Raw genomic sequence first — 11,749 nt, 5'->3', positions numbered from 1 at the left:
TACTCAGGACTGCGCTTGATTCAGGAGCGTGCGTGCTCCAGCAGCCGCGCGAGCGGCTTGAGGTCGAACGGTGCGTCCGAGCCCAGGATGATGTGCGTCGCGCCGGCTTCGAGGTAGCGCTCGACGGAGTCCACCTCGTCCGTGCCGATCATCACGGTGCGGTCGATCTGCGCCGGGTCGCGCCCGATCTTCTCGCACCATTCGGTCAGGACCGCGTTCTTGTGCTTGAAGTTTTCCGGCGGGCCGAAGGTGTTCCACAGGTCCGCGTATTCGGCCACCAGCCGCAGGGTCACCTTCTCGCCCCCGCCGCCGACCATGATCGGGACGTCGGCGCCGGACGGGTTCAGCTTCGCCAGCCTCGCCTTGATTCGCGGCAGCGAGTCGCGCAGCGCGCGCAGGCGCTCCGGCGCCGTGCCGAACTCGTACCCGTACTCGGTGTAGTCCCGCTGGAACCAGCCGGAGCCGACGCCGAGGATCGCCCGCCCGCCACTGATCTGGTCGACCGTGCGGGCCATGTCGGCCAGCAACTCCGGGTTGCGGTAGGTGTTGCAGGTGACCAGCGCGCCGAACTTCGCGTGGCTGGTGTCGGCGGCCATCGCGCCAAGCACGGTCCAGCACTCGAAGTGCGTGCCGTCCGGGTCGCCGAACAGCGGATAGAAGTGGTCCCAGTTCCAGATCGTGTCGACGCCCAGAGCGTCGGCTTCCTTCCAGGCCGCGCGCAGCTGCGCCATCTCGCAGTGCTGCGGGCGCAGCTGCACCCCGACTTTGAACCGTGCCATGAGTTGAAACGCCTCCACGACGATGACTTCGCGATCTCCTCCATCCCATCACGCTGTCGCGGACGCCCGCCACTTCGTTCACTTCCTTGGACCTCGTTGGTCCACACTGCGTCAGTTCCACGCTGTGTTAGTTCAACACTGTTAGTTCCACACCGCGTCAGTTGCGCGCCGGGTCAGTCCCAGATCGGCTCGGGCACCTCGACGGCCTCGCCGTCCCCGCGCAGCAGCAGGAAGCGGTCGAACGACCGAGTGAACCACCGGTCATGGGTGACCGCGACGACCGTTCCCTCGAACCCGGACAGCCCGGCCTCCAGTGCCTCGGCGCTGGCCAGGTCCAGGTTGTCGGTCGGCTCGTCGAGCAGCAGCAGCGTCGCCCCGGACAGCTCAAGCAGCAGGATCAGGAACCTCGCCTGCTGCCCGCCGGAGAGCGTGTCGAACCGCTGGTCGCCCTGCGCGGCCAGTTCGTAGCGATTCAGCGCGCCCATCGCCGCGTCGCGCGGCAGACTCGGGCGCCGCGCATCACCCTGCCACAGGATCTCGACCGGCGTACGGCCGGTCAGCCCCGGCCGGTCGTGCGTCTGGGAGAAGTGTCCCGGCACGACGCGTGCACCGAGCCGTGCCGTTCCGCGGTGCGTCACCGGTGCCAGCGCCAACGCCGGGTGCCCGCCGCCGCCGCTGTTCGCGCCTGGCGCCGAGCCACCGAACAGCTGCGCGGGATCCGGATCCGTGCCGCCACGGCCGAGCAGCCGCAGCAGGTGCGACTTTCCGGTCCCGTTGGCGCCGAGCACCGCGACCCGGTCGCCGTACCAGATCTCGAAGTCGAACGGCCTGGTCAGGCCGTCGAGTTCCAGTCCCTCGCAGATCACCGCCCGCTTGCCGGTGCGCCCGCCGTCCAGCCGCATCCGGATGTTCTGCTCGCGCGGCACCTGCGGTGGCGGCCCCGCCTGCTCGAACTTCGCCAGCCTGGTGCGCGCCGCCTGGAGCCGGCTGGCCATCTCCGCGTTGTGCGCCGCCTTGGCCTGGTACATCAGCACGAGCTGCTTGAGCTTGACGTGCTCCTCGTCCCAGCGGCGGTGCAGCTCGTCCAGCTTCTCGTGCCGGGCCGCGCGCGCCGCGTGCCACGAGGCGAACGACCCGGGATGCGTCCAGGCCGAGCCGCCCTCGACCGTGACCACCCGGTCGGAGGTGTTCGCCAGCAGCTCGCGGTCGTGCGAGACGTACAGCACCGTCTTCGGCGACTCGCGCAGCCGCGCTTCGAGCCAGCGCTTGCCCGGCACGTCGAGAAAGTTGTCCGGCTCGTCGAGCAGCAGCACCTCGTCGGCGCCGCGCAGCAGCAGCTCCAGCGCGAAGCGCTTCTGCTGACCGCCGGAGAGCGTGCGTACCGGCCGGTGCCGCGTCTCGTCCCACGGTTTGCCCAGCACCGCGACCGACACGGTGTCGAACACGACCTCAAGCTCGTATCCGCCCGCGTCACCCCACGCGGTGAGCGCGTTCGCGTACCGCAACTGCGCCTTCTCCACGGCATCCATCGCAGCGTCGAAGACGTCTGACGAATCGGGAGCCGTGTTGTCGGACACTGCGCCTTCGACCTCGACCAGCGCGGCCTCCGCCGCGGCTTCAGCCCCGGCGAGCGCCGCTTCGGCCTGCTCAAGCCGCTCTCCGGCCTCCCGAGGCGCGGGAGGCGCGAGCGAGAGCGCCAGGCCTGCCAGCGTCGAATCGTCCCCGATCATCCCGATGAACTGACGCATCACGCCGAGCCCGCCGACCCGCGCCACCGCGCCCTCCCGCAGCGGCAGGTCGCCCGCGATCAGCCGCAGCAGGGTCGTCTTGCCCGCCCCGTTCGGCCCCACGAGCGCGACTTTGGCGCCCTCACCGACCCGGAACGCGACGTCGTCCAGCAGCACACGTCCGTCAGGCAGCACATGCCGGACCCCGGCGACGTCCACGTAGCCCATAGGAGCGGATTCTTACCCGCCGCCGCGGCGATGTCACCCGCTTTTCCCCACCCGTGTGCGCCGCCGAGCCGGCCCGAGGTCGTGCTGTGACGCCTAACGCAGAACCCACGCTGCCGTGTCAGCGGGCAGCAGGCCCGACTCCAGCTCCCCGCTGCACAGCACGACGGTCCCCTCCGCCGGGAGTGCGACCGGTTCGCCCGACACGTTGACCACGCACGCGAACGACGAGCCGCGGCCGAGTGCCAGCACTCCGTCCGGCGCGGGGAGCCATTCGATGCCGCCGTCGCCGAGCGCGGAACTTGCGCGCCGGAAGGCCAGCGCGGCGCGGTACAGCTCAAGCATCGAGCCCGGGTCGCCGGTCTGCGTCTCGACCGTGAGCGTCTTCCACGCCTCGGGCTGCGGCAGCCACGGCTCCGCGCCGCTGTCCCCGGCGGCCTCCGCGCTGAACCCGAACGGCTGCGTGCGCCCGGACCACGGGATCGGCACCCGGCAGCCGTCCCGGCCGAGGTTGGCCCCGGCGGTGCGGAAGAACATCGGGTCCTGACGTACCGCGTCCGGCAGGTCCTCGACCTCTTCGAGTCCGAGCTCCTCGCCCTGGTACACGTACGCCGAACCCGGCAGCGCCAGCGCCAGTAGGATCGCCGCCCGCGCCCGGCGGGTGCCCAGCGCCAGGTCCGTCGGCGCGCCGAGCTGCCGGTACTCCAGGTTGAACGAGGTGTCCGCGCGGCCGTAGCGGGTCACGTGCCGCGGCACGTCGTGGTTGGACAGCACCCACGTGGCCGGGGCGCCAACCGGGGCGTGCACGGCCAGCGTCTCGTCGATCACCGCGCGCAGCGCGCCGGCCTGCCAGGCGCAGCCGAGGAACGCGAAGTTGAACGCGGTGTGCAGCTCGTCCGGCCGCAGGTAGTTGGCGAACCGCTGCGCGTCCGGCAGCCAGACCTCGCCGATCAGGGCCCGCGGATCGGGGTAGGAGTCCGCGATCGCCCGCCAGGTCCGGTAGATCTCGTGCACGTCGTCGCGGTCCGAGTAAGGGTGCTGGCCCGGCGAGTCCGCCGTCGGCGGGTCGGCGGGGTCGAAGTCGGCCAGCGCGCGGTCCTTGGTCAGCAGCGCCGCCGAGTCGATGCGCACCCCGTCCGCGCCCCGGTCGAACCAGAACCGCAGCACGTCCTCGAACTCGGCGCGCACCCGCGGGTTCTCCCAGTTCAGGTCCGGCTGCTCGGCGGCGAACAGGTGCAGGTACCACTCGCCCGGCGTGCCGTCCGGACCGGCGGTCCTGGTCCAGGCCGGGCCGCCGAAGATGGACTGCCAGTCGTTCGGCGGCAGCTCGCCGTGCGCGCCGCGCCCCGGGCGGAACCAGAACAGGTCCCTCGCGGCGGACCCCGGCCCCTGCGCCAGCGCCTGCCGGAACCACACGTGCTGGTCAGAGCTGTGGTTCGGCACCACGTCCACGATGATGCGCAGGCCGAGCGCGTGCGCCTCGACGATCAGTTCCTCGGCCTCGGCCAGCGTGCCGAACACCGGGTCGATCGCCCGGTAGTCGGCCACGTCGTAGCCGGCGTCGGCCTGCGGCGAGGCGTACCACGGGTTGAACCAGAGCGCGTCGACGCCCAGCTCGGCCAGGTACTTCAGCCGCGCCCGCACCCCGGCCAGGTCGCCGATGCCGTCGCCGTTCCCGTCGGCGAAGCTGCGTGGGTAGATCTGGTAGATGACGGCGGACCGCCACCATCCGACCGAGTCGTGGGATCGCACGTCAGGCACGGACTACCCGCTCTCTAAGTCACTTATCCGGTATAGACAGAGGCCGTCCGGTGATCGACGCTGATCTCCCGATGGCTCGGTGGGCGATCAGCCCTTCATGGCCCCGCTGGTCAGGCCGGCCATGATGTTGCGCTGGAAGAACAGGAAGAACGCGATGGTCGGCAGCGACGCCATCGCCAGGCCCGCGATCAGGACGTTCTCCTGCATGTTCGCCGCCGCGTTGTTGACCCCCACGTTCAGGGTCATCCTGTTCGGGTCGGTCAGGGTCAGCAGCGGCCAGAGGAAGTCCTTCCACACGGTGATCACCGTGAAGATGGAGACCACCCCGAGGATCGGCCGGGACATCGGCAGCACGATGGAGCGCAGGGTCCGCATGGGGCCGGCGCCGTCGATCGCGGCCGCGTCCAGCAGGTCCTGCGGTATCGAGTCGAAGAAGCGCTTGAGCAGGAAGACGTTGAACGCGTTGGCCACCGACGGCAGCCAGATCACCCACGGGGTGTTGACCAGGTTCCAGTGCACCAGCGGCAGGTCGAGCACCGTGAGGTACTGGGGGATGATCAGGATCGCCGCCGGGATCATCATCGTGCCGAGCATCATCCCGAGGATCAGGTTGCCCAGCGCCGGCCGCAGCTTGGACAGCGAGTAGGCCGCCGCGACCACGAAGGTCAGCTGGAGCGCCAGCGCCCCGCCCGCGTAGATCAGCGTGTTGAGCAGCAGCCGCCCCATGTGCAGCTCGGTCCACGCGGTCTGGTACGCCGACAGCTGCGGGTGCGTCGGGACGAAGCTCGGCGGGTTCTTGATCAGGTCCTGGGTGGACTTGAACCCGCCGGTGATCATCCAGTACATCGGGAACAGGAAGACCAGGGTGAACACCAGCAGGATCGCGGACAGCGCGGCCCAGTACGCGCGCCTGCCGCCCCTGCGGTTCAGCGATGCCCGGGAGATCAGGGTCCTGGGCCGTGCGGCGTCGATGCCTGCCATGGTCACGCCTCGTTCCCGCGTCGCTCGATCCAGACGTAGACGGCGGAGAAGACGCCCAGGACGATGAACATGATCACCCCGAGGGCTTCCGCCGTGTTGAAGTTGCTGAACTGGAAGGCGTAGTTGTACGCCAGGTAGACGATCGTGACGGTGGAGCTCTCCGGCCCGCCGCCGGTCGCCACGAACGACTCGGTGAACATCTGCATGGTCGCCACGATCTGGAGCATCAGCAGCAGCGAGAGGATCGTGCGGGTCTGCGGAATGGTCACGTGCCAGATCCGCTTGAACAGCCCGGCGCCGTCGATCTCGGCCGCCTCGTACAGCTCGCCGGGGATGCCCTGGAGCGCGGCCAGGTAGATCAGGGTCGCGCCGCCCATGTTGGACCAGGTGGAGATCAGCACCAGCGACGGCATCGCGCTGGGCGCCGCGCCCCACCACTGCGAGGTCGGCAGGTGCACCGCGTGCAGCAGCTGGTTGAACAGGCCCGCGCTGCTCGGGTCCATGAAGTAGTTGCGGAACAGCAGGATGCCGGCCACCGGCGGCAGCATCACCGGCAGGTACACCAGGATGCGCAGATACGCCTGCGCGTGCCGGAACTCGTTGATCACCACGGCGGCGGCGAACGGCAGCGCGAAGCCGAAGACCAGCGCCAGGCCGGTGAACTGGAAGGTGTTGCGCCAGGCCTGCCAGAAGAACGGGTCCGCGGTGATCTGCCGGTAGTTGCGCAGCCCGGAGAAGCTGGTGACCCCGTAGTGCAGGTGCTGGAAGGACTCGATGATCTCGCGGATCATCGGGTACCAGGTGAAGACCGTGAAGGCCAGCACCGCGCCGATCAGGAAGCCGTAGGCCTGCACATTGCGGCGCAGCGCCCGGACGAACCTGCCCTGGGGTCTGCGGAACTGCGCGGGGGCCTCGGTCCGGCCCGGCGCGACGGCGGTTGCCACCCGTGTTCTCCTGCTCCTCAGGCGGCGCGCGGGCCCGAGGGGACCCGCGCGCCGCAGGCGCTGTCAGTCGGCTCTTCCGAGTCGGCCGGGGCTTCGTGCGCGGCTGTGCTCGTCCGCCGCTGCGCGTCGGCCGGCCCCGCGCCGCCGCCCCGGTCGCCCTCGAAGAGGGGGCGTGCCTGCTACTGGTTGGCGAGCAGCGAGTTGACCTTGCCCTCGGCGTCGCTCAGCAGCGAGGAGATGTCAGCGCTCTTGTTCGTCATGACCGCGGACATCGCGTTGTCGAGGACCGCGTAGATCTGCTGCGCGGCGACCGGCGGCTCGGGCACGCCCGGGACCGGGTTGTTCAGGTACGCCGCGTAGTTCGCCACCGGCATGTTGGCGCCGGAGGACTTCAGCGCGGCGGCGTCGGCCTGCGACATCGGGGTGTTGGGCGCCCACAGCTCGGGCTCGGGCAGGCCCACCGCGATGAACTTGTTGGTGCCCGGGTCGCCGGACAGCGCCACGTTGCGGGCGTAGTTGAACTGGCCCTGGCCCGGCGTCAGGTACTCGTAGTTGAGCCAGGCGACCGCGGCCTTGATCTGGTTCGGGGTGTCGCTCTTCTTGAAGTAGAACAGGTCGCCGCCGTCCTGGGTGCCGGTGGCCGGGCCGCTGCCGCCGGGCATCGGGCCCAGGCCCCACTTGTCCGGCTTGTCGCCGAGCGAGTTGGTCAGGTGCGAGATGACGTCGGGCGCGCCGATCATCATGCCGACCTTGTCGGAGGCCAGCGGCGGGAAGGCGTCGGCCCACTGGGTGACCGGGGTCGGGCCGATGCCGTTGGTCTTCCACCGCATGTCGTACAGCGTCTGGAGCACCTGCTGGCCGTGAGCGTCGTTGAACGCGGCCTTCTTGCCGTCCGCAGTGGTCAGGGCGCCGCCGAGGCTGTCGATCTCGTCGCCGAAGTGCCAGCCGCCGGTGTTGTTGCCGCTGTAGTCCTCGTAGCCGGTGACCCCGCCGCCGAGCGCGGAGATCTTCGCCGCGTCGGTCGCCACGTCGGCCCAGGTGGTCGGCGGCTGGTCCGGGTTCAGGCCGGCCTTCGTGAACAGGTCGCGGTTGTAGACCAGGCCGGTGGTGTAGTACATGCGCGGCAGGGCGTAGACCTTGCCGCCGTTGCTGATCTCGCTCTTGACCGTGGGCAGCATGTCGGCGAAGCCGGGGACGGTCTGCGCGTTGATGTACTGGGTGACGTCCGCGGCCTCGCCTGAGTTGAGGACCTGGTTCTGGTCGGTGAAGTAGGCGTAGAACGCGTTGGTCTCCGTGTGCCCCTTGAGCATCGCGGTGAACGGCGCCGGGTCCTCGCACTTGGTCTTGGGCAGCGGGTTGATCGTGACGTGCGGGTACTTCACCCTGAAGGTGGCCAGGTCGTCGTTGTACTGCGCCTGGAGGCCGGGCTGGTCGGAGGCCGGCGCGCAGTCGACGCTGATGGTCACGGTGGCGCTCGGGTCGAGCGGCTTGCCGTCGGCGACGCCGTCGGAGCTGTTGCTGCTGCTGTTCGAACCGCTGCCACTCGAGCACGCGGCGGCGCTGAGCGCCACGGCCGCCGCGAACGCGACCGCCGCGACCTTTCTCTTCTGCCTTGCGGACATCTGTGTCCTCCCTGAGCGGAACCTGTTGACCCCTTGCTGACCTGCGGCAACGACCATCACGGCTTGGCCCCGGCAGCGATCCGGAACCTAGCGGTGACCTGAGCACCGAGCCCTGCCCGGGTCGAGTGCAGCTCACTGTAGCGACGGCGACAAGGGGCTGCAAGATGTTGATGGAATTTCGCAAAGACACGACTTGGTTAAGATGTTCAGTAGAATCTCGACAACGAGGTGGAACTTTCAGGCAACATAATGCTGGATCATGCAAGACATTGCGGGGATGACGTGGCCGCAGAGTCCGGATGGCGGCATCGGGTTGAGTCCCCACCGATGCGGATCAACCGGGCGCCCGTGCGGTGTGTGCCCCACCCGTGGAGTGCGGGGGCTGATCCGGTTCACGCGTAGGCCGGCCCATTCCGGCGGGCGTACGCGCTCGCCGACGCCGTCGGCGCTGAGCTGGGCAGGGGAGTGACCAAGGTCACTGTCAAGAAATTGCAGTGATACATCGACTTCTTGCCACTCAGTGTTCTTGTCTGTACGTTATCCGCAATCAGTTCGGCTCCACCGCATCCCTTCCGACGCAGCAAGGAGTGCCGCACCGTGACCTCGCACGGCATCCAGCCCCTCCGTCCGGACACTGCGCAGCCGCCGGCGGTCCCGGCGCAGCCCGCCGACATCGTGCAGTGGTGGCGCGACGCGGCCATCTACCAGGTGTACGTGCGCAGCTTCGCCGACGGGAACGGCGACGGGATCGGCGACCTGCGCGGGGTGCGCGACCGCCTCGACTACATCGCGGGGCTCGGCGTCGACGCGATCTGGCTCAACCCCTGGTACCCGTCCCCGATGGCCGACGCCGGCTACGACATCGCCGACTTCCGCGACATCGATCCCGTGTTCGGCACGCTCACCGACGCGGACGCGCTGATCGCGGAGGCGCACGAGCGCGGCCTGCGCGTGATCATCGACGTGGTGCCCAACCACTGCTCCGATCAGCACCCGTGGTTCCAGGCGGCCCTCGCCGCGGAGCCGCGTTCGCCGGAGCGCTCCCGGTTCTGGTTCCGGCCGGGCCGTGGCCCCGGCGGCGACCTGCCGCCGAACAACTGGGTCTCGCACTTCGGCGGCCCGGCCTGGACCCGGGTCACCGAGCCGGACGGCCGGCCGGGCCAGTGGTACCTGCACCTTTTCGCGTCGCAGCAGCCCGACTTCAACTGGGACAACTCCGAGGTGCGCGAGGAGTTCCACGGGATCCTGCGGTTCTGGCTGGACCGCGGGGCCGACGGCATCCGGATCGACTCGGCCGCGATCCTGGTCAAGGACCCCTTCCTGGCGGACGCCGACCCGCAGGCCCCGCCGCAGGCGCCGCACCCCTACACCGACCGCGACGGCATCCACGAGATCTACCGGCAGTGGCGGCGGATCGCCGACTCCTACCCCGGCGGCAGGGCCCTGATCGGCGAGATCTGGCTGCCCGACCCGCACCGCTTCGCGCTGTACCTGCGGTCCAACGAGATGCACAGCGCGTTCAACTTCGACTTCCTGGCCGCGCCCTGGGACGCCGAGGCGCTGCGCCGCACCGTGGACGAGACGCTGGCCGCGCACGCCCCGGTCGGTGCCCCCGCGACCTGGGTGCTGTCCAATCACGACGTGACCCGGCACGTCACCCGCTACGGCCGCGCCGACACCACGTTCTCCTTCGCCGACCGCCGGCACGGCCGCGAACTCGACCTGGTACTGGGCACCCGGCGCGCGCGGGCGGCCGCGCTGCTGACCATGGCGCTGCCCGGCTCGGTATACGTCTACCAGGGCGAGGAACTCGGCCTCTGGGAGATCGAGGATCTGCCGGACTCGGCACGCCAGGACCCGATGTGGCACCGCACCGGCGGGGCCGATCCGGGCCGCGACGGCTGCCGGGTGCCGCTGCCGTGGTCCGGCGGCGAGCCGCCGTTCGGCTTCAGCCCGTCGGGCGGCGCGGCGCGGCCCTGGCTGCCGCAGCCCGGCTCGTGGCGGGATTTCACGGTCGAAGCGCAGTCAGAGGACCCGGCGTCGATGCTGGAGCTGTACCGCGCCGCGCTGCGCCTGCGCCACGACGAGCCCTCGCTGCGCAGCGAGCGCGAGCCGATGCGCTGGCTGCCCGCAGCGCCCGGCGTGCTGGCGTTCCGCCGGGGTGACGACGTCGCCTGCGTCATCAACCTCTCCGACGTCCCGGCCACGCTGCCCGAGCACGACAGCGTCCTGCTGAGCAGCGACCCGCTCGAAGACGGCCTGCTGAGCCCGAACACGGGCGTCTGGCTGCGCCTGCGCCGGGACTGAGGGGAACTGACGGCACGTCAGCGCGCTCGCCAACGCCACGCAGCCACTCGCTGAGCGCCTACCCGCTGTACGGCCGCGCGGCCGCTACTCGGTACCGTTCGCGATCGCCAGAACGATCTGTGCCGCCTGGTCCTCCCATTGCGCGTATGCGGTCGGCAGGCCCGATCGCTGCACCGCCTGGGCCGATATCCACAGCGCCTGGCCTTCGTAGCCCGGCGCGTACGCGGCCAGCGCTGCGAGGAAGGCGTTGGTCGCGTACACCGGATCGGTGACCTGCGCCGCCGTGCCCCAGCCCATCGACGGGCGCTGCTGGAACAGGCCGAGCGAGTCGTAGTTCGTCGCGTACGTCAGGTTGAGCAGCGAAGACTCCTGCATCGCGGTCGCGATAGCGATGACCGCCGCGTAGAGCGGCATGCCGCGTTGCTCGGTCACCGCCACGATCGTCTTCGCGTTGGACCACTGCGCGCCGGTCAGTGTGAAGTACTGCTGGCCGCCGTACAGGCCCGTGGGTTCGAGGCTGGCGAGCGAGACACTCTGAACCGGATTGGGCTTCGCAGCAGCCGCGGCTGCGGTTGCCGACGGGCTCGCGCTCGCGCTCGGACGCGGCGCCGCGGGCTTCGCGGAGGCCGACGGTGAAGCTGCCGCCGGCTTGGGCACCGCTGTCGACAGTGACGGCTTGGCCGCCGACGGCGAGACGGACGCGCTCCTCGTGGGACCCGGCGTGACGGCGACGACGTGACGGACCGGTGACTTCGCCGCTGAAGTCGCCGCCGAGCGGGCGTCCGCCGCGAGTGATCCGGCGGCCAGTCCGGGCTTGCCGCCCTTGGGCGAGCCGAGTGCGCTATAGCTCGTGGCCGCGGCGGTTCCCGCCGGAACGACGATGGCCGCGGTGACGACAGCGGCGAAAGCGGTGGGTCTTGCCTTGGGTTTGCGGTGCGCGCCCATGAAGATGTGCAGAGCCTCTCCTCCGGCCGCCTACCGGGTTAGCTGACGGGTTCGGGCGGGGGAGTGTTTCGCCCTACGGTGCTGCGGTGCGCGATTGCTTCGGCGGCCAAGCGCACGGCAACAGGGCACTATGCACCGATTCACCCCAGGGACTTGGCGTCGTCATACGATGACTGTGGGTCCCCGGCTCCACGACGCGCTGGCCTGTGCCGTTCGAGGGAAGCAAGGAATTCGGCCATTGCGAAAGCCTGCGTACCGAGCGGCCGGCCGACGTGTCACACGTGGACTCGGCGGGTGCGCCGGTGCCGTCTTCGACAGCGCGAGCCTGCGCACGAGCCCGACCATATGAGGTCACCGGGCGCCGTGTCACCACATTCGTCGGATTTTCATAAAGCACAGGCGAATTCCCACCGCTTCGCTCGCCCTGCGCCACAGTCCGGTGGCAGTGCGCCACCAAA

8 protein-coding genes and 1 riboswitch are annotated in these 11,749 nt (G+C 69.9%); of the genes, 1 reads left to right on the top strand and 7 read right to left on the bottom strand.

The window, feature by feature from the left end:
- Positions 1–20: 20 nt before the first annotated feature.
- The 6 genes from VGS97_RS13105 to VGS97_RS13080 form a co-directional block, all read right to left on the bottom strand.
- A complete protein-coding gene (locus VGS97_RS13105; RefSeq protein ID WP_326853687.1) occupies positions 21–779 on the bottom strand; it encodes an LLM class F420-dependent oxidoreductase in 759 nt (252 codons plus the stop codon).
- A 173-nt stretch (positions 780–952) separates the two neighbouring features.
- Complete coding sequence (locus tag VGS97_RS13100) at positions 953–2,734, bottom strand: ATP-binding cassette domain-containing protein (protein ID WP_326853686.1); 1,782 nt, start codon at positions 2,732–2,734, stop codon at positions 953–955.
- Positions 2,735–2,827: 93 nt separating this feature from the next.
- Positions 2,828–4,483, bottom strand: a complete 1,656-nt coding sequence (locus VGS97_RS13095; RefSeq protein WP_414641702.1) for an alpha-amylase family glycosyl hydrolase — start codon at positions 4,481–4,483, stop codon at positions 2,828–2,830.
- A 96-nt stretch (positions 4,484–4,579) separates the two neighbouring features.
- Complete coding sequence (locus VGS97_RS13090; RefSeq protein ID WP_326853683.1) at positions 4,580–5,473, bottom strand: carbohydrate ABC transporter permease; 894 nt, start codon at positions 5,471–5,473, stop codon at positions 4,580–4,582.
- A 2-nt stretch (positions 5,474–5,475) separates the two neighbouring features.
- Positions 5,476–6,417 carry a sugar ABC transporter permease gene (locus VGS97_RS13085; RefSeq protein WP_326853681.1) on the bottom strand — a complete coding sequence of 314 codons (942 nt, stop codon included), beginning with the start codon at positions 6,415–6,417 and terminating at the stop codon, positions 5,476–5,478.
- 179 nt (positions 6,418–6,596) lie between these two features.
- Positions 6,597–8,039: an ABC transporter substrate-binding protein gene (locus tag VGS97_RS13080; protein ID WP_326853680.1), complete on the bottom strand. Its 1,443-nt coding sequence runs from the start codon at positions 8,037–8,039 to the stop codon at positions 6,597–6,599.
- A 675-nt stretch (positions 8,040–8,714) separates the two neighbouring features.
- On the opposite strand from VGS97_RS13080, the gene VGS97_RS13075 reads away from it, so the two are divergent.
- Positions 8,715–10,346: a glycoside hydrolase family 13 protein gene (locus VGS97_RS13075; RefSeq protein ID WP_349262114.1), complete on the top strand. Its 1,632-nt coding sequence runs from the start codon at positions 8,715–8,717 to the stop codon at positions 10,344–10,346.
- Positions 10,347–10,430: 84 nt separating this feature from the next.
- On the opposite strand, the gene VGS97_RS13070 is transcribed toward VGS97_RS13075, so the two are convergent.
- The gene (locus VGS97_RS13070; protein WP_326853678.1) at positions 10,431–11,291 is read right to left on the bottom strand and encodes a hypothetical protein; all 861 of its coding nucleotides are present in this window, start codon (positions 11,289–11,291) and stop codon (positions 10,431–10,433) included.
- Positions 11,292–11,303: 12 nt separating this feature from the next.
- Positions 11,304–11,538, bottom strand: a riboswitch (cyclic di-AMP (ydaO/yuaA leader).
- Positions 11,539–11,749 lie beyond the last annotated feature (211 nt).

The sequence above is a fragment of the Actinocrinis sp. genome, from assembly GCF_035946395.1.
Taxonomy (GTDB): Bacteria; Actinomycetota; Actinomycetes; order Streptomycetales; family Catenulisporaceae; genus Actinocrinis.
Note: the sequence above shows the minus strand (reverse complement) of the source record. Positions and strands in the feature narration are given on the sequence as shown.

Coding starts and splice junctions, on each gene's coding strand:
- VGS97_RS13105 (WP_326853687.1), bottom strand. CDS start 779: ATGGCACGGTTCAAAGTCGGGGTGCAGCTGCGCCCGCAGCACTGCGAG.
- VGS97_RS13100 (WP_326853686.1), bottom strand. CDS start 2,734: ATGGGCTACGTGGACGTCGCCGGGGTCCGGCATGTGCTGCCTGACGGA.
- VGS97_RS13090 (WP_326853683.1), bottom strand. CDS start 5,473: ATGGCAGGCATCGACGCCGCACGGCCCAGGACCCTGATCTCCCGGGCA.
- VGS97_RS13080 (WP_326853680.1), bottom strand. CDS start 8,039: ATGTCCGCAAGGCAGAAGAGAAAGGTCGCGGCGGTCGCGTTCGCGGCG.
- VGS97_RS13070 (WP_326853678.1), bottom strand. CDS start 11,291: ATGGGCGCGCACCGCAAACCCAAGGCAAGACCCACCGCTTTCGCCGCT.